The sequence below is a fragment of the Synechococcus lacustris str. Tous genome (assembly GCF_003011125.1).
Taxonomy (GTDB): Bacteria; Cyanobacteriota; Cyanobacteriia; order PCC-6307; family Cyanobiaceae; genus Synechococcus_D; species Synechococcus_D lacustris.
Window position 1 is genome coordinate 1 of the sequence record NZ_PXVC01000010.1, and the last position, 16,557, is coordinate 16,557.

General features: G+C 47.3%; 20 protein-coding genes, 1 tRNA gene and 1 riboswitch. Of the genes, 13 read left to right on the forward strand and 8 right to left on the reverse strand.

Going from position 1 to position 16,557, the window contains the following annotated elements:
* A partial coding sequence (locus tag C7K08_RS03855; RefSeq protein ID WP_117434629.1) for an RNB domain-containing ribonuclease occupies positions 1 to 1,053 on the forward strand: 1,053 nt, incomplete at its 5' end.
* Here the strand turns inward: C7K08_RS03855 and C7K08_RS03860 are convergent.
* The gene (locus C7K08_RS03860) at positions 1,034 to 2,713 is read right to left on the reverse strand and encodes an FAD-dependent oxidoreductase (RefSeq protein WP_106499374.1); all 1,680 of its coding nucleotides are present in this window, start codon (positions 2,711 to 2,713) and stop codon (positions 1,034 to 1,036) included. The two genes, C7K08_RS03855 and C7K08_RS03860, sit on opposite strands and share 20 nt — an antisense overlap.
* A 107-nt stretch (positions 2,714 to 2,820) precedes the next feature.
* On the opposite strand from C7K08_RS03860, the gene metG reads away from it, so the two are divergent.
* Together metG and lptC are read left to right on the forward strand one after the other, a co-directional pair.
* Complete coding sequence (metG, locus tag C7K08_RS03865; protein ID WP_106499338.1) at positions 2,821 to 4,365, forward strand: methionine--tRNA ligase; 1,545 nt, start codon at positions 2,821 to 2,823, stop codon at positions 4,363 to 4,365.
* A 2-nt stretch (positions 4,366 to 4,367) separates the two neighbouring features.
* Complete coding sequence (gene lptC / locus C7K08_RS03870; RefSeq protein WP_106499339.1) at positions 4,368 to 5,522, forward strand: LPS export ABC transporter periplasmic protein LptC; 1,155 nt, start codon at positions 4,368 to 4,370, stop codon at positions 5,520 to 5,522.
* On the opposite strand, the gene C7K08_RS03875 is transcribed toward lptC, so the two are convergent.
* Entirely contained in the window at positions 5,431 to 6,141 is a 711-nt protein-coding gene (locus tag C7K08_RS03875) for a cofactor assembly of complex C subunit B (RefSeq protein ID WP_106499340.1), read from the reverse strand. The genes lptC and C7K08_RS03875 overlap by 92 nt on opposite strands.
* Before the next feature lie 31 nt (positions 6,142 to 6,172).
* Here C7K08_RS03875 and C7K08_RS03880 point away from each other — a divergent pair, with 31 nt between their 5' ends.
* From C7K08_RS03880 to C7K08_RS03910, 7 genes are all read left to right on the forward strand, one after another.
* Positions 6,173 to 6,586: a tellurite resistance TerB family protein gene (locus C7K08_RS03880; RefSeq protein ID WP_106499341.1), complete on the forward strand. Its 414-nt coding sequence runs from the start codon at positions 6,173 to 6,175 to the stop codon at positions 6,584 to 6,586.
* Between the two features lie 23 nt (positions 6,587 to 6,609).
* On the forward strand, positions 6,610 to 7,278 hold the full coding sequence (psb32, locus tag C7K08_RS03885; protein WP_106499342.1) for a photosystem II repair protein Psb32: 669 nt from the start codon (positions 6,610 to 6,612) through the stop codon (positions 7,276 to 7,278).
* A gap of 37 nt (positions 7,279 to 7,315) precedes the next feature.
* A complete protein-coding gene (pxcA, locus tag C7K08_RS03890; protein WP_106499343.1) occupies positions 7,316 to 8,455 on the forward strand; it encodes a proton extrusion protein PcxA in 1,140 nt (379 codons plus the stop codon).
* A gap of 8 nt (positions 8,456 to 8,463) precedes the next feature.
* Positions 8,464 to 9,027 (forward strand): bifunctional adenosylcobinamide kinase/adenosylcobinamide-phosphate guanylyltransferase, encoded by a 564-nt coding sequence (locus C7K08_RS03895; RefSeq protein ID WP_106499344.1) that lies wholly within the window; start codon positions 8,464 to 8,466, stop codon positions 9,025 to 9,027.
* Between the two features lie 2 nt (positions 9,028 to 9,029).
* Positions 9,030 to 9,512, forward strand: a complete 483-nt coding sequence (locus C7K08_RS03900; protein WP_106499345.1) for a tRNA (cytidine(34)-2'-O)-methyltransferase — start codon at positions 9,030 to 9,032, stop codon at positions 9,510 to 9,512.
* A 362-nt stretch (positions 9,513 to 9,874) separates the two neighbouring features.
* Positions 9,875 to 10,654: a peptidoglycan DD-metalloendopeptidase family protein gene (locus tag C7K08_RS03905; protein ID WP_241537019.1), complete on the forward strand. Its 780-nt coding sequence runs from the start codon at positions 9,875 to 9,877 to the stop codon at positions 10,652 to 10,654.
* A 40-nt stretch (positions 10,655 to 10,694) separates the two neighbouring features.
* Positions 10,695 to 10,768 (forward strand) — tRNA-Met (locus C7K08_RS03910).
* Here the strand turns inward: C7K08_RS03910 and C7K08_RS15850 are convergent.
* Positions 10,769 to 11,077, reverse strand: coding sequence for a hypothetical protein (locus C7K08_RS15850; RefSeq protein ID WP_106499347.1), 309 nt, complete (start codon positions 11,075 to 11,077; stop codon positions 10,769 to 10,771).
* Positions 11,078 to 11,200: 123 nt separating this feature from the next.
* On the opposite strand from C7K08_RS15850, the gene C7K08_RS03920 reads away from it, so the two are divergent.
* Positions 11,201 to 11,800: a peroxiredoxin gene (locus C7K08_RS03920; protein ID WP_106499348.1), complete on the forward strand. Its 600-nt coding sequence runs from the start codon at positions 11,201 to 11,203 to the stop codon at positions 11,798 to 11,800.
* A 49-nt stretch (positions 11,801 to 11,849) separates the two neighbouring features.
* On the opposite strand, the gene purQ is transcribed toward C7K08_RS03920, so the two are convergent.
* The 5 genes from purQ to C7K08_RS03950 all read right to left on the reverse strand — a co-directional run bounded on the left by purQ (position 11,850) and on the right by C7K08_RS03950 (position 15,539).
* Positions 11,850 to 12,503 carry a phosphoribosylformylglycinamidine synthase subunit PurQ gene (gene purQ / locus C7K08_RS03925; protein ID WP_106499349.1) on the reverse strand — a complete coding sequence of 218 codons (654 nt, stop codon included), beginning with the start codon at positions 12,501 to 12,503 and terminating at the stop codon, positions 11,850 to 11,852.
* A complete protein-coding gene (purS, locus tag C7K08_RS03930; RefSeq protein WP_106499350.1) occupies positions 12,500 to 12,757 on the reverse strand; it encodes a phosphoribosylformylglycinamidine synthase subunit PurS in 258 nt (85 codons plus the stop codon). Before purS ends, purQ begins: the two co-directional genes overlap by 4 nt.
* A 406-nt stretch (positions 12,758 to 13,163) precedes the next feature.
* Positions 13,164 to 14,192 (reverse strand): GTP-binding protein, encoded by a 1,029-nt coding sequence (locus C7K08_RS03940; protein WP_106499375.1) that lies wholly within the window; start codon positions 14,190 to 14,192, stop codon positions 13,164 to 13,166.
* 8 nt (positions 14,193 to 14,200) lie between these two features.
* Positions 14,201 to 14,827, reverse strand: coding sequence for a HupE/UreJ family protein (locus C7K08_RS03945; RefSeq protein ID WP_106499352.1), 627 nt, complete (start codon positions 14,825 to 14,827; stop codon positions 14,201 to 14,203).
* A 21-nt stretch (positions 14,828 to 14,848) separates the two neighbouring features.
* Positions 14,849 to 14,998: riboswitch (cobalamin riboswitch) on the reverse strand.
* A gap of 7 nt (positions 14,999 to 15,005) precedes the next feature.
* Positions 15,006 to 15,539: a pentapeptide repeat-containing protein gene (locus tag C7K08_RS03950; RefSeq protein WP_106499353.1), complete on the reverse strand. Its 534-nt coding sequence runs from the start codon at positions 15,537 to 15,539 to the stop codon at positions 15,006 to 15,008.
* Between C7K08_RS03950 and upp the strand changes: the two genes are divergently transcribed.
* The gene (upp, locus tag C7K08_RS03955) at positions 15,538 to 16,230 is read left to right on the forward strand and encodes a uracil phosphoribosyltransferase (protein WP_106499354.1); all 693 of its coding nucleotides are present in this window, start codon (positions 15,538 to 15,540) and stop codon (positions 16,228 to 16,230) included. The two genes, C7K08_RS03950 and upp, sit on opposite strands and share 2 nt — an antisense overlap.
* Positions 16,231 to 16,250: 20 nt before the next feature.
* On the forward strand, positions 16,251 to 16,535 hold the full coding sequence (locus C7K08_RS03960) for a hypothetical protein (protein ID WP_106499355.1): 285 nt from the start codon (positions 16,251 to 16,253) through the stop codon (positions 16,533 to 16,535).
* Positions 16,536 to 16,557 lie beyond the last annotated feature (22 nt).

Sequence of the window (16,557 nt, forward strand, 5' to 3'; positions counted from 1 at the left end):
GATCTTGAGGCACAGCGAAGGGCATCAAGTATCTACCTCAGCCACAGGTTAGTTCCAATGTTTCCCATTGGCCTTGGCAGTGGTCCCTTAAGCCTCTCTCCCGGTTTAAAAAAAGCTGCCATAAGCGTTGCTATTTGCCTTGATCAAAACAGWTGCATTGTTGGAATTGATATTGTTCGATCCTGGGTACAAATCACATATGCCCTTAGCTATAGCGATGCAGATGAGCTAATCGAACTGGCTCCGCCCCAGGATGCTGATCTTGCCGAAATCAATGCCCTGCTTCTGAACAGACGGCTTTGGAGGCAAGCCCAAGGTGCCCTATTGATGGATCAACCGGAGGGCAGGTTTATACGCATGGATGGAAGGCCTCAATTGGAAATTACAGAACCAGGTTGTTCACGGGCAATGGTGGCAGAGGCAATGCTTTTAGCTGGTGCTGCCGTAGCCAATTGGGCTAAAGAACATCAATTGGCCATGCCCTTTCGCTGCCAGGCCGGCAATCAAAGTTTGGCTCCTGATCAATTGATCGAATTACCAGCAGGCGCTGTGCGCTGGGCCCATCAAAGGCTTGGGTTGGGGCGCAGCCGTTTGCAAAGCGAAGCTGCCGCCCATCAGGCCCTTGGCCTTTCTGCCTATCTACAATGGACTTCRCCAATTCGCAGATACAACGACCTGCTGGCACACCGGCAGTGGTTAACACACCAAAATTTAATCGAAGCAGAACCGCTAGCAAAGGAATTGATTAACCCATTATTAGATAAATTAGAACAGCAGAGTAGGGARGTAGGCCAGATAAGTAAGGAGGATCAACGATGCTGCCTACTGGAATGGTTGGAAAGTTTAAAGCCAAAGTTAATAGCGCARGATGGAGTTATGTTGCGCTGGCTTAGGGAGGATCAAAACCTTGCGCTTGTGAGAATAGAGCCATGGGCATTGGAGTTGCCAGCACGACTGAGGGACCCGGCTGGGCCGGGTGATCTATTAAAGATTAATGTKCAGGAAGTTGATCCAGCCAGGGATTTATTGCATCTCAAGGCAACAATCGGTTAATTCGCCACCACGGTCCCCATGGATTCCAGCGGCCAACAACCGTAACTTTTTTACGATCTAGTTTAGTTATTTGTTCTCTAACCATAGGCTCAAGGGTAATAAGAGGCCATYGCTTTGATCCCCAGCAACCAAACCATTGATCCTCACTATTGATATTTAATTCCATTTCCTGTGAATATTCTCCTGGTTCAGGTGGCGCTTCCGTGKGAGTTGGAGTTGTATTTCTAGCATCAAGTGCCCMTAGCTGAGTTTGGTGCCAAGCAGGCGAATGCCAGGCTAAATTTTCATTAATAAAAGGTGCTGAGGGAGCAGTTCTCTCATTAATAAGAGCTTTTTGTAATATTTTTATATTTAATTGTTCTGGTAATATTTTTGCCTGGCTGCAAAGCGCTGCTGCCATGCCTGCTGCCTGACCAACATTTAGCACCAATGGGCCTAATCGTGTTGCACCATTGGCCATATGACTAACACTTATTCCTTTGTCAGCCATCAACAAATTTGCAGCAACGCTACCAAATAGTGCATCAAAAGGAATGCAAAAAGGAGTGCCGCTCCATCTACCGCCCCAGGCTTTACTCTTAGGGGCTAAAGGCCAGTCTGGACCAGGATAGTGATGGTCATTTGGATAATTACCAATGGCAATACTTGATTGGTTAATATCACTATTAAGTGTTGCAGGCAGCAGGTCTTGCTCTGTAACGGTGTAGTTACCAACTATGCGCCTACTTTCACGCCAATAGGGCTGAACTGCAAGTCCATCATCTTTGGATGTGAATAGTAATCCCCCAGTTATTGATTGCAATTCCTTAAAAAAGTTTTGGCTGTGGGCACGCATGCCATCTAGATGCTTGGCGATGCGGTTTGTTGAACCACTAAATGGCGCCAATGGATCTTCATGCCAATCGTTGCCATTGATCGGCCAATTAAGCATCAGTAAATCTTCTGGTAATCTGCCGTAGCTAAGGCACCTCAATAGGCCATGGGGTTTTAGGCAATCTTGAAACGGAGCAGCCGGTTGTTTATTTTGCCTAAATACTTGGCTGCTTTCATTCCAWTCCCCTTGCCAGCGAGCCAGGAAAACCCATGTGGGTGATTGCACCACTTGAGTTTTGAAAAATGGATCCTGCTCCAGTTTAATTTTTTCTGGAGCACTTGGTTCATCCCACTCTTCTTTTGCTTCCCAACCTAACCGGTAGGGCACATCAGCATAAACCAAACTTTCAGCCAATTCTGTGCCATCTATTATTAGATCAAAATTTACTKCCAATTGATTAATACCATCACTAAAAATAGCCCCTGTTATTAAACTATATTTTTTTGTTAGTTCTTGTAAATTCCAACCACTGATCCAYTTGAGGTTTGGCTCAGCCCGTATCCAATCTTGAAATATWTTTTCAGCTTGAGCCGGTTGAAAGCCAAAGCAACTTACCCAATTGTTGTCTAGTCCTTCAGGTACGTCCATTCTGAGCTTACGTAGAAGGGCGCCCCAAAGACCCGTTTGCCAAGGGGATAGTTCATTGCCATCTGGGGCTGAAACCCCACTTGCACTAAGCATCCCCCCAACCCACGGGCCTGGCGTAACAAGCAGGCATCTTGTRCCACTGCGGGCACACTGCAGTGCAGCCCCAAGGGCTCCAGTGCCACCACCAAGTACCAGCACCGGTACTTTCAATGCGTCCTGGTTCAAAGCTGATTCCTCAAGATGCAATCCCCGTTGGGAGATGGTGAACTAAAAGTGGTTTGCTGCCAATGGTTAGGATCGAGCGAATGACAACCACCCTCACCACGCCGCTCTACTACGTTAACGATCGGCCCCACATTGGAAGTGTTTACACCACATTGGCTGTGGACAGCCTTGCCCGTTACCGAAGGCAGAGGGGTGAGRAGGTAATTTTTATAACCGGTTGTGATGAGCACGGSCAAAAAATTCTTCGCACAGCCCAGCAGGCTGGCATTGCTCCTCAGCTACATTGCGATAATATCAGCGCTATTTTTAACCAAAATTGGCAAGAGTGGGGCATAAGTAATAACCGATTTATTCGTACAACTGATCCACGCCATAGGACGATTGTTAATCAGTTTTTTGAACGTGTTGCCTCAAATGGAGACATAATTGAAGGTAGGCAGCAGGGTTGGTATTGTGTTGCATGTGAAGAATACAAGGATGAATATAAAGATCAAAATTTATCCATTAATCCTGCTCCTATTTGTTCTRTCCATCAACGTTCATTRGAATGGCGTGATGARACAAATTTATTTTTTCGTCTTTCCCGCTATCAACAACAAATTGATCATTTAATTAGTAAGGATGGTTTTATTAGGCCTAGTTCTAGACGTCGCGAGGTGGAGAACTTCGCCTCTGGTGGCTTAAAGGATTTTTCGATCTCCCGTTTAAACCTGCCATGGGGAATTCCAGTGCCTGGCCATCAAGAGCATACTTTTTATGTTTGGTTTGATGCTCTTTTAGGTTACATAACTGCTTTACTAGAGCCGGGAGATGCTCCTGATTTAGATCTTGCTATCTCAAGAGGTTGGCCTGCAAATCTACATGTAATTGGTAAAGATATTCTTAGATTTCATGCTATTTATTGGCCGGCCATGTGTATGTCAGCTGGGATAGAACCTCCAGGGGCAGTTTTTGGCCATGGCTTTCTTACTAGGGAAGGTCAAAAAATGGGCAAATCCCTTGGCAATAGCCTAGAACCTGGCATTCTTTTAAATAGCTTTGGCGTTGATGCTGTTAGATGGTATTTACTAAGGGATATTCAATTTGGTGATGACGGGGATATTCAACAGCAGCGCTTARTAGATCTTGTTAATAATGATTTGGCGAATACTATTGGCAACCTGGTAAATAGAACAATTAGCATGGCTCGCAAATGGTTTAACGGGGTCCCTATTCCAAAGAATCCACCTGGCTTAGACCATCGTTTGGCTGTATTGTGTGAGCAGATCCTTCAATCATTAGATACTAATTATGATCAACTAGACTTTCGCTCCGCATCTGAGAATATCCTAATGCTGGCAACTGCTGCCAACGGTTACCTTAGTGAAACAGCGCCATGGACTGCCATAAAGGATGAAAACAACCGTGATGCAGTTGCTTCAGACATATACGCAGTGCTTGAAGCATCTAGATGGGTTGGCGTTTTACTTTTTCCGCTACTCCCAAATCTTAGTGTTAATTTACTCAAGCAATTAGATCAACCTGCAGTTGAYTGGAAATCACAATTGATATGGGGTAAGCTTGAACCTGGCAAATATCTTGATGAGCCAATTCCTATTATGCAAAGGCTTGAGCTTGAAGCATAAATATGAAATTAACTACCGCATCGATAWTAACTGTCTTGCTTCTCAGCAGTTGCAGTAATTCCTATTCGCCACCCAAGGAAACCGCACCCCCATTTAAATTTAAATCACTTAAGTTGCACCAAAATAATTCAGCMGGTTTAAGGCTTTGGGATTTATATAGCCCCCGCGCCAGTTATCGTATTGATCAAAGGAATGCAATTATTACTAACCCGTCAGGAACCCTTTATCGCAAGGGTGARGCAACCTACCAGATTTCTGCTAAAAARGGTGTTGTTACTAATGATGGCGAACTAATTGAATTATTGGATAGTGTAAAGCTTTCCACCCTTGATCAGCGTAAGATAAATATCTCCGCCGCTAGGGCCCTTTGGAGGCCCGCTGCCAATACGATTGAATTGTTTGGYAAACCTCAGGCTAGCGATCCAACAAAAATCCTAACCGCGGGCAAAGCACGTTTTAATCTGCTCCAGGAGCTACTTGAATTACGCGATCAACCACGCCTACAACAATGGATCAAAAAACAAAACCCCTTACAATTAGCCCAACTTGACCTTCGTGTTAAGGATGCTAATTGGCAGCTTCTAAGCGGCAAGTTAACTGCTGCTGGTCCAATTAAAACTATTCAAAGGCCATCAAGCAAGCAGCAAAGAACTCTTTTTGCTGCTTCGCTACAGGGCAATACAAGGGAAAATTGGCTTGATTTCTACCCGCCTGTTCTGATTAGTGAACCTGCTCGTAAAATGCAGATTAATGCTGGGCTTAGCCGTTGGTGGATTACCGAAGAGCGCATTACATCCTCTGCTCAGGCGCGGGCTACTTTAGATAAATTATCTGTAGCAGGTTCTAATCTTGAGCTGCTGGAAAAAAATAATCTGATTAAAGTTGGTGAAAATTGCGAGCTTAGCCAGCCCGGTGAATTCCTATCAGCAAATAATTGCATCTGGAATTGGCGCACTGGCGAAATCTCAGCATTTGGTTCAGTTGAACTTAAACGCAAACAGCTCAATCAAATTACTTTGGCCCAAGAATTACATGGCAAAACTGGTAATAATGGCTTAATTGTTTTCACTGCACCGGGCCGGAAGGTTCATACTCAGCTGCGTTTCCCCCAGGCCCAGGYTGGAGAAAAGCGTCGGGCTGCTGAAGTGCAATTTTGAGCTTATCTGCCCAGCCTTGGGCCCAGCGTTCATCGCTTCGGCTAAAGCAACGCACCGACCAGCCACCAATCAAWAGCCAACCCCTCTCCCCAATTGGTGTTACGAGGATTGCMGGAAGTAACTCGGGAAAGTAGTTGAATTCAGCAGCTCCTGGATAAAGTTCAAGGTTCACTAAAGATATTTGCTGTTGCTTCTCCCTTGCTCTTTTTAGGATATTTCCYTCTAAGAATGCTTTWTCGCCAAGGATTCCCCGCCGCATTAGCACTTCACCGTCCCACACCAACATCAAACAGGCCGCTGGYGTGGCGAGTAAAAACATTGCGCTTCCCCAGGCAATTTCCCMTTGGCATGTRGTTGAAAGTAGCTTCGTCAACTCAAAGCCCTCCTTACCAGCAAGCTCCACGCGATCCCTGGCCGTTGGATTKGCCCGCGTCCAGATAACCCCAACCAACATCAGGCCAACTGCCATCACACCAGCCAACACAGAGCTTCGGCCTAGRGCRGGTGTAACAAGTTCAGGAAATGTGAAGCTATTTGCGAAATTCARAGCTAATCCCAGGCCACCACAGCAAATAACGAGTTTTGCTGCCGTGGGAGGGCTGCCATTTTGGCTTTCCATAGCTCAAATGGTATGAACCTTGGTGTTTTCAATGAATAGCGCAGAGTCCTTTGCTGCCGTTTGCCTTGCGGCGGTTGCTAGCGATGGAGTTTTGGGCCGTGATGAGGCACGAAGCCTAAGAATTGAATTGGAGTTTCGCACTCCCTTCTCTTCGATGGACGATCGCGAGATGACYGATCTTTTTGATCGCTTGCTAGCCCTTTGGCGTGATCAGGGTTCAGAGGGTCTTGTTCAGTCTGCTTTGCCCCARCTAACTCCACCCCAACGGGAAACCGCCTTGGCGGTAGCTACTCAATTGGTTAGAGCAGATCGCGTGGTGGAGGCTGARGAGCTCGAGTTCTTACAATCCTTAGCTAGGAACCTCGATCTCAGCCCTGGTAAGGCTGAATTGATTATTGAAGTTATGGATATTTTGCATCGAGATGCCTTGGCCACGGCAAACTAAGAAAACCTTCCAGGGGAGCAAACATGGTTCCGTCATCAATCCTGCGCTTACTCAGCCTTTTGTTCTTGGTGTGCGCGCTGGCATGGCCTGGGCAGGCTCTATGGGCGATTGGGATTGATGATTTCCCCGCTCATGCTCCCAACGAACAGGTGGATGATGGGGCCGACGTGCTCAGCCGTGCAGCAATTACCGAATTACAAAAAAAACTTGAGCTGTTCAGTCAAGCTCGAATCGACGCAAGGATTATCACCTTTAGGCGCCTCGACTACGGCATTGGCCTTGATCAACTGGCAGAAGAATTGCTACAGCGCTGGCAAAGCCCAAGCSAGGGAGAGCTTCTTATCCTTTTGGAAACCGGCTCGAATAGCGCTTCTGTGAAAGCCTCGCCAGTTGTTTTAAAGCTGCTGCCTGAGGAACTACTTGAAAGCACAGCAGAAACAACCATGGCTGTTCCGCTCCGTGATGGAGGCAGGTATCGCCAAGCCCTATTAAGTGGTCTTGATCGCCTTGGCACAGTGCTTGGTGGAGCTGAGGATCCTGGGCCGCCACTGRTTGAAGAAGTGGTGGCTCCAGTTACCAATATCCCCACAGCGGAAGAAACCGCTAAYAGCAATGCTTTTTCATGGGTAATTGTTCTGTTGGTGGTTGGAACGCTTGTGCCGATGGCCACATGGTGGGTGTTCTCCCGATGATTGCAAGGCATCATGGAAGMGGTAGATCAGGCCCAACATGGGGATGAACAACTGGTTGGGAGCCTTTGGCAAGGCTGAAGAACTTCAATTCAGCAGCAACCTAGAGCTTGCCTATGAATCTGCCCTGATGATTCAGGGCCTTGAACTGGAATATTTCAATGATCGACCGGTTCGTACAGATGTGGATTTGGGATTACCTAAAACAACACAGGCTCAAATAATTAGGAGATTYCGATCAGCCTTAGCAAACTGCCGTCAATATGTTAGTGCCATAGAAMTGCATAGGTCGGAGCTAGATAGCCAAGAACTACGTCAATTGCAGTTAATTGAATCGGTTGTAAGGCGTTATGGCGGTGGCGATAGCCAGGGAATATTACGTCGGCCAGAGGCACTGCCCCGTAGTTTGCTCGGCGTTTTTGATCGGGTACGTAATGAATTGAATCCAGAGGCTGAAGCCAGCTTGGTTGCGGGCTTTCGCCGCAGGCGTGATTCAACTCTTGTGTCGTTAAGAATTTTATTACTTCTTATATTAGTGCCCCTTCTGTTGCAACAGGTTTCACGCACCTATATCGTTGCACCAATAATTGATCGATTAGCGCCTGAAGTTCCTTTTTTGAGTTACACAAAACCGCAGCTGCAGGATGCTGCKGTTAGTARGTTGCGCCTCTACAAAGAAGAATTGGAGTTTGATGCTCTTTTGGCGGGGAGGGAGGCCCCTTCCATTGATGAGATAAGAACAAAACTGTCTGAAAGGGCCGACCAGCTCAAGGATGAGGCCGATTCCAAGAGCACCGGAGCCATAAAGAATGTTATTTCCGATTTGATCGCACTTATTGGTTTTACTTTTGTTTGTTTTTTAGGCAGGGAAGACTTAAGGGTTTTACGTGGCTTCTTTGATGAATCCGTTTATGGATTAAGTGACAGCGCCAAGGCATTTGTTATTATTCTATTTACAGACATATTTGTTGGATTCCACAGCCCTGAGGGTTGGACTGTGTTACTTCAAAGCATTTCAAGTCATTTAGGGCTTCCAACTGAAGAAAATTTTATAATGCTTTTCATTGCAACATTCCCTGTTATTTTAGCAACAATATTTAAATATTGGATTTTCCGTTACCTCAATCGCGTRTCTCCATCTTCTGTGGCCACTTTGCGCAATATGAATGGTGGTGGTTAAACGCAACGGTGRCTGAACACATCATMGTTACAGGTGCTAGCCGCAGTGGGAAGAGTGAGTGGGCTGAACAATTACTTGTTTCAAAAGCAGCTMACAATCCAATTTGCTATGTGGCTCCGGGCAATTTATACCCCGATGATGCATCCTGGCAGAAACGGCTTGATCTTCATCGCCAAAGGCGCCCCAGTTACTGGCAGCTTATGGAGCTTGAACACCCGCATCTGTTATTAAAAATCCTAGATAACAGCAGTGATTTAGCTAATAATTTTCTATTGATCGACTCCCTCGGCAGCTGGGTATCCCTTGGCCTTGAGCTTACGGATAATGAATGGCTGGCAATGCAGGCTGGACTTCTTGAAGTGTTATCAGTTCGAAGGCTTCCAGTGGTTCTTGTGAGTGAGGAGGTGGGCTGGGGAGTTGTACCAGCAACTGTTGCTGGTGGCTGCTTTCGCGACCGCCTTGGCAGCTTGGCTAGGGCCTGTGCAAGTTGCTGTATCGAGCGCTGGTTGGTTTGCATGGGTGAAGCCCTTCCCTTACATAGGCTCGGCACAACTGTTGTTGGTATGAACTAGGGATGCCCAGGATCATTCTGTTTGAACCAGAAATACCCCCAAATACAGGAAATATTGCCCGCACCTGCGCCGCCACCAAAACTCCGCTGCATCTTGTTGAACCACTTGGGTTTGAGATTAGTGATCGCACCTTGAAGCGTGCCGGTCTTGATTACTGGCCATTTGTAGATCTACATCGCCATGGCAATTGGTCTGATTGCCTGGGCCATTGCCACGGCATGGGCGGCAAACTGATTGCCCTTAGCCGCCACGCCCCAGATTCKTATCTCGATTATCGCTTTCTAGACTCAGATTGGCTGGTGTTTGGGCGCGAAACCAGTGGGCTGCCCGATTACGTGCGCAGTGATTGTGACGCATTTCTTACCGTACCACTACCTTGTGCCAGCGTTAGGAGCTTGAATCTKTCKGTTGCAGTAGCAATTGTGCTTTTTGAGGCTCTAAGGCAAATTAAAAAGCCTTTGCTGAACAGTGATCTCGCTAWTTAGTGGGCTTTCTGTAACTTAGGGCACTTGATTTTCCCTTGWGCATGGTGTATTCTATCGAAGTTGTTGGATGTTGGCTTCTCCAACGGCTTGTTCTTTGATACTTTTGCATGAAGCCTTCCGCTTTACTTGTAACTGTTTCCATTAGYTTTCCTGCTGCATTCCTGTTGTCCGCAGGTATGCCTGGTCGCTCAAATCTTGATCGTTCRCCWTTTTTAAGTTCATCCACTCCAATTAATAGTTCAATTCAAAATAGTACTACTCATTATAATAAATCTGAACTCATAGCCAGCTCTGAGATCCCCTCACTTTGGGCTAGGGTTCGTTATGACATTACGGTTGAACAATTAGCAGATCAACTTGATTTGTCTGCTGAAAGGCTTGCAGTTTTAAATGATTGTGATACCAGTCGAAAATTTGTAGCCGGTGAATGGTTTGCCTTGCCAAGCCGTTCTGCTGATCTGCTGAAATCAGTTGCAGCCATTGATGATTCTCAACTGCGACGCTCAGCACCTCAAAAGTCGATATTTGCAAGATTTGGAGATAATCTCGCAAAAATCGCCGATCGCTATGAAATTCCAGTTCATGAATTAACTCGTTTAAATCCTGGCTTGAACCCGATTGCTCGCTTGGCGGTTGATACTCCAGTTAAGCTTCTGCAACCTGTTCGCGCTCGTTTACCTTTTGGYATTACTCCCGGCGGCAGTGGCGGCTTGAGTTGGCCAGGTTTACCAGATTTTGGTAATCAACAAAATCAAAGATCTTTTACTGGATATATTTGGCCAGCCGTTGGCACCCTCACCTCAGGTTATGGCTGGCGTTGGGGAAGAATGCACCGTGGTATCGATGTAGCMAATAATGTTGGTACTCCCATAGTTGCTGTTGCTGATGGTGTTGTGGCAAGCTCTGGTTGGAATGAAGGTGGCTATGGCTACTTGGTAGAAATTAGCCATCCAGATGGAACACTCACCCGTTACGCCCACAACAGTAGATTGCTAGTGAGCAAGGGTATGAATGTGAGCCAAGGCACCCCTCTTGCCCTAATGGGAAGCACTGGCCGCAGCACAGGTCCCCACCTTCATTTTGAGATCATTCCACCCAGCAGTGGCGCGGCAAATCCACTTGCCTTTTTACCCCGAAAATAGTTAAAGGGTCTCTCAATCATCTATGCTTTAAGGCTGCCATGGCTCGGTAGCTCAGCTGGTTAGAGCACGGGATTCATAACCCCGGGGTCGGGAGTTCAAGTCTCCCTCGAGCCATCAACGCATTTCAATTGCATTTAATCTGTCTCTGAAGCTTGTTGAAGTGGTTTGCTCTTTGTTGTATTCGTTATTTACGGTGCTTTCGTTTAAATTAACGCTGCGCCTTGTGCGGTTTGCTTGATAGGTTTGGGGACGGATTTCCTTTGTTCTGGGGGATCCACCTAAGGAAGATTCTTTAGCTCCACCTGGTTCTTCCTTGGCGCTCCGTTGAATTGGGTGGTTTTTAAGTTCGCTTCGCAGTTGATTGAGCAAGCGAAAGTGACCAGTGTTGTTGTATTTGCGCATTAGCGCCGGATCCCAGGCCATAAAAGCAATTGATTTAWTAGTGTCAGCTTAAACCCACGGGGGGACCGAAAAAGTGGTATGTTATCCCTATCCTTATGCGGATTTACTCCGTATAAGCTGATTTCCCATTAACCGCTTGTACTAATCATGACCAACGGAACACTTAGAGTTGGCCAACAGGCCCCTGATTTCACCGCAACGGCAGTGGTTGATCAGGAATTTAAAGAAATTAGTTTGTCGCAATATCGCGGCAAGTATGTTGTTTTGTTTTTCTATCCATTAGATTTCACATTTGTATGTCCCACTGAAATTACAGCATTTTCCGATCGCTATTCTGAATTCAGCAGTAAGAACACTGAAGTTCTAGGTGTTTCCGTAGACAGTCAATTCAGCCATCTGGCCTGGATACAAACCGATCGTAAACAGGGTGGSTTGGGTGACTTGGCCTATCCGTTGGTGGCAGACCTTAAAAAGGATATTGCTCGCGCCTACAACGTTCTAGACGAAGAAGCTGGTATTGCTGTGCGTGGACTATTTATAATTGATGATGCTGGAATTGTTCAGCATGCCACAATCAATAACCTCGGTGTTGGCCGCAATGTAGAGGAAACCCTCAGGATTCTCCAAGCTTTTCAACACATTCAAGCCAATCCAGATCAGGTTTGCCCTGCAAACTGGACACCCGGTGATCGCACTATGAATCCTGATCCAGTKGGCAGCAAAGACTTTTTTGCTGCGATTTGAACTTTAATTTTTAACTTAAAACCGGGCAACCTCAGTTGTCCGGTTTTTTTTAGCCCACAAGTGCYCGCAGCAGTTGCTGGCCATCGGTGCCACCYAATTGAGGATCGCAGGCTCTCTCTGGATGGGGCATCATGCCAACAACATTTCCAGCTTTATTACTAATGCCAGCTATGTTGCCAACAGAACCATTYGGATTCGCTTGGTAGCGCAACACAACTTGGTTGTTCTGCTCTAGCAATTCATGGGTATCAGAGTTGCAGAAATACCTGCCTTCCCCATGGGCAATTGGTAAATTTATTGTTTCGTTTGGCTGATAAYYAGCAATAAACTKAGATTTGCYTTGYCCAATTRCTAAATTGCATGGYTCACAAATAAAGTGCAGATCTTGGTTTCTGGTTAAAGCGCCAGGCAGTAAACCCATCTCGGTAAGGATTTGGAAGCCATTACAAATACCCAACACTGGTCCGCCCGCTTCGGCAAATTTTCTTACCTCTTCCAATAACGGYGCAAAGCGGGCTAATGCTCCACAGCGCAGGTAATCGCCRTAGCTAAATCCCCCGGGAAGCACAATTGCTTTTGCCCCCTCCAAATCCTTATTGGCATGCCAAAGGAACTTACAGGGGATCTCCAAAATGCCCTCAAGGGCCCAAGCCAGGTCTCGATCGCAGTTTGAACCTGGGAAAACAACTATGCCTACGGTCATTCGCACTGCTCCAAAGCAAGCGTCCAATTTTCGGTTACGGGATTAGCCAAGAGGCGATCACTAAGCAGTTCAACCTCAGAACGGGCTGCTTCGATAGTGGCTGCTTCCAACTCCATTTCCACCATCTTTCCGATGCGCAGTTGCCTTACACCGGTCACTCCTAGCCTTTGGGCGGCAGCCCTGGTGGCCTCCCCAGCTGGATCCAATACCGATGGTCTGAGCTGCACCTGCACTCGAGCTACAAAACGGGGCACTTAGCCAAAGCAAGTATTTCGATCTTGACAGCATTGGCTGCCAAAAGCTCAAAAATTGCCATGGTGAAATTGATCTCAGTGTTGAGACAATGGGACCKGTGCGGGCCCTGCTGCTAATGCTTCTTCTCACTTCAGCCAAGATGGTTGAGGCAGAGTCGCTTGTGATTGCCACTGAGTGCCGAGTTGGAACCAAAATATGGAGTTCTTGTTCMGTAGCTGTGATTGAACCTGGCAGTAGATGGCAGCTAAATATTGGCAGCGAAAGATGGAGCATCCAACACAACGGAACAGGAACGGTCCAATTGCGTCAAGGCAAGGGTTCATGGAAGAGTGCTCAACCCCGTTGGGAAGAGGCTGGTGCGCTTTGTTGGGGGCCTGTTTGCACTAAAGGTCYCCTACCCCTCGACTAGCACTTAAATTCATCAAGGTGAWGCTCTAATCTCKTCGCATCTGGATTGGAGCCGATCAGWACTATTTCGAGTTGATCACTATCTAATCCATCGGCTTCAAACCATAAATTCAGCCGGCTACCAACAGCTTGCACCTGCAAAGGAAGTTCTTTTCCCTTTATTGGTATGCGTCCTTTGAGGCGATAGAGATCCATAGGCTTTATAACATTTGCGAGGATCATTTCAGCTAAACCATCCTTGTGCCATTCTCCCTGCAGGCTTARGGCGGCRGCATTTAGTTCAGGATGGCTGTGGGTGTGCTCCTCTTCTKCYTCRTTTAACCTATTGGTGTGCTGGATACCAAGCAATAAATCCGCTGAAAGCTCTCCGTTAGCGATGGCTAGGCATTGCGGCCTATTCTGAATTTGCAACATCCTTAATTGCTCCTCCAGGAAATTCCTGGCAACTTGTAGTTGATCAGGTTTAAGCAGGTCGGCCCTTGAGATCAACACAAGATCAGCCTGTTCTAACTGTTCTCTAAACAGCTCCTCAATTGCATCAAGGTGATTGATGCTCAGATCTTCAAACCTCTGCTTTTCAAGCTCTTCTGGTTTACAAACTACCGAGCCAGCAGCTAGCGCTTCACCATCTACAACGGTWATAACCGCATGAACGATGGTGCGATGTTTGATTTGAGGCCATTGAAAGGCTTGCAATAACGGTTCTGGAAGGGCTAGCCCGCTTGTTTCAATAATAATTCCATCTAAGGCCTGTGGTTGGGCCAGCAATTTCTCAATTGTGGGCAAAAAATCATCTTGAACCGTGCAACATAAGCAGCCATTGGCGAGCTCAACAATTAAGCCAGCATCGTCTGGGCAGTCAATACAGTTTTTTATTAATGCAGCATCAATTCCAACCTCACCAAATTCATTTACAATAACAGCTAATCTTTGGGTTGTTTGCTTTAATAAATATCTTAGTAATGTGGTTTTACCAGCGCCAAGAAAACCGGTAACTACTGTTACCGGTATACGATTATTTCCCATTACCATTATTAAGGCACCAAGCTAGACCAGGCCAAGCTAGTGCCAATACCAGCAAGCATTCCACTAACAATTCTCAGTTTGCCAGTTGATCCCCACTGAGCCCATGAATTTCTCACAACTTTTAAAGCAACCCAAAGCAAAAGTCCCTGGGAAATTAACAAGCCGATTAAATAGAAGAAAACTGGTGTTGGCTCCCAACCCAGCACCGAAGCGCTAAGCACATAGCCATGGAAGGCAAAGGCAGGAATCAGCAGCAGTTTTGGTAAGCGATTAAGTAAAACAAGGGCTTCCAAAAGCAGTGAAAAACCTATCCATGCTTCAGCCCAAGGCAAGCTGTTTGGTAATGCCAAACCAGTAAGCGATCCAGCTAAACCAACAGCTAGAAGGGCCAGCACCCAGCGAAAACGTAGCTCTTGGCCCAAACTAACAATGCCAAGGGCGAGCAGGAAGAGTAGATGGTCTGGTCCAAGGGCCGGGTGCAGCAGTCCGCTCAGCAAACCTGAAGCTGGGCTTGGCTCCATTGGAAAAAATTCCATTAAGTGGTGGGCCAACACCGGAGTGCCCAAACCAAAAATCAAAACTAAAACGCTGAAAAAGATGGCCAGTGAAGCCTTAGGAAACAAAGATTTGAACATCCGAGAAGCCGGTCCGCGCCGGGGATGGGGGTGAATTCGGCGGGCGTTCTGACTCAAGGCAAGCCACTGGCTGCACCTCTTACAGCTGCGGGACAGCGCCGGATTCTCACCGGACTTTCCCCGTTACCTCCCAGGCCTGWTCACCTGGGAACCGATGCACAACCCTATCACCGCTATTTCAGCCGCAGCCAAGGCTTTCTGCGGTGCTAATTCCAGATAGTTGATTTACGCCTTCAGCCCTTGCACAAAGTGCCTTAATTTCCGGCTGGTCGAGCACTGCCTCAGAGAAATCAGCTCCATCGATGCGGGCGTCGCGGAAATGACTCTGCAGCAACATGCTGCGATCAAGGCGAGCCTGACTCAAATCAGCCCCTTGAAATCCACTGGCAAAACCAACAACATCGCGCATGTCGGCCCCTTGAAGATTGCTGCCCTGCAGCTGGCTGCCATTAAAAACTGCTCCGCGTAGGTCTGCGGCCGAAAAATCAAAACCTTTTAAATCCGCTTTTAGGAATTCCTTTTGTTGAAGATCTTTGCCGTGCATATTTGGGCTTAGATCCTGGAGTGATTTGGCTCCACGTAATTCAGGTGCCGTCATGGCAAAAGTGCTCTGCGGTTGGCCAAAAAGCAGCAGCGCCGCCAATAAAAAAACAGCTGCAGCTAGAGCCTTAAAACGATCAACCATTGATCTTTTTTTTTGGACCGGCGCCATGGCAACTCCTAAGCTGATCCATCCAAATTATGCCAGCAGCATGTCTTTGCGGGTGATCGTTCCTCCCCATCCGCTGGTAGCCCATTGGCTCACCGTATTGCGCGACAAAAACACACCTCCRCCTTTATTTGCCTCCGCCATGAAGGAATTGGGTCGCTGGCTCAGTTACGAGGCGATTCGTGATTGGCTTCCCCAACAGGCCGTTCAGGTTGAAACCCCACATTCAAGTTGTGATGGTTTTGTGATTGATCCCACCGCCGCACTTTTGGTTGTTCCATTGCTTACCACCGGTTTGGGGCTCTGGGCGGGAGGCCAAGAGGTTTTACCAAATGCCAGGGTTGCCCATTTGGGTTTTAGTGATCAAGGCACCAMCTATCTCAATTGCCTACCGAACCAAATAGGTGAAAGGGTTGGCGTAGTTGTTTTTGATGCAGTTCTCGCCAGCGGATCAAATTTGATCAAAGTGCTCAGCGCCCTGGATGAWAAATCGGTACGAGGCGAACGAGTGAGAGCTATTTGCGCTRTAGCAGCAGCTCCAGGACTGAGGCGGGTGGCAGAACARTTYCCAAACCTRAGCATCTATACCGCCTGCATCGACGCAGAATTAGACGACAACAATTGCGTAGTGCCTGGGCTGGGCAATGCCAACCACAGGCTTTATGGCACCGCTACGGATGATTTCCTAGGSTAAATTTAGTTTTTGGCCCTTTTATGGCCGACCAGCCCAGCAGTTCAGGCTCACTTTTTCTTAGCGCTGTTACGGGTGCAGCCCTAGGGGCGGCTGGCCTCACCTGGTGGTTGCTCTCCAGGGCTGATCGCAGGCAGGCCCTTGGCGATCAAATGAGGCGTTTGAGCAAATTAAACAGCCTTGCGCCTGGCGCTGCTTCGGTTTCAGCAGTGCCTGAGAGCCTTGAGGAGAGGGTTCAAAGACTGAACATCGCCATCGATGAGGTGCGCCGCCAACTTGAGGATCTCAGCCCCGAACCTGGGAACTGAGAGGATCTGTTTAGAGCTCCCA

What these genes read in the sequence shown, in the direction of transcription:
- C7K08_RS15850 (WP_106499347.1), bottom strand. Translation starts at nt 11,077, where the DNA reads ATGGCCTGGGATCCGGCGCTAATGCGCAAATACAACAACACTGGTCAC.
- C7K08_RS03945 (WP_106499352.1), bottom strand. Translation starts at nt 14,827, where the DNA reads ATGTTCAAATCTTTGTTTCCTAAGGCTTCACTGGCCATCTTTTTCAGC.
- C7K08_RS03950 (WP_106499353.1), bottom strand. Translation starts at nt 15,539, where the DNA reads ATGGCGCCGGTCCAAAAAAAAAGATCAATGGTTGATCGTTTTAAGGCT.
- C7K08_RS03960 (WP_106499355.1), top strand. Translation starts at nt 16,251, where the DNA reads ATGGCCGACCAGCCCAGCAGTTCAGGCTCACTTTTTCTTAGCGCTGTT.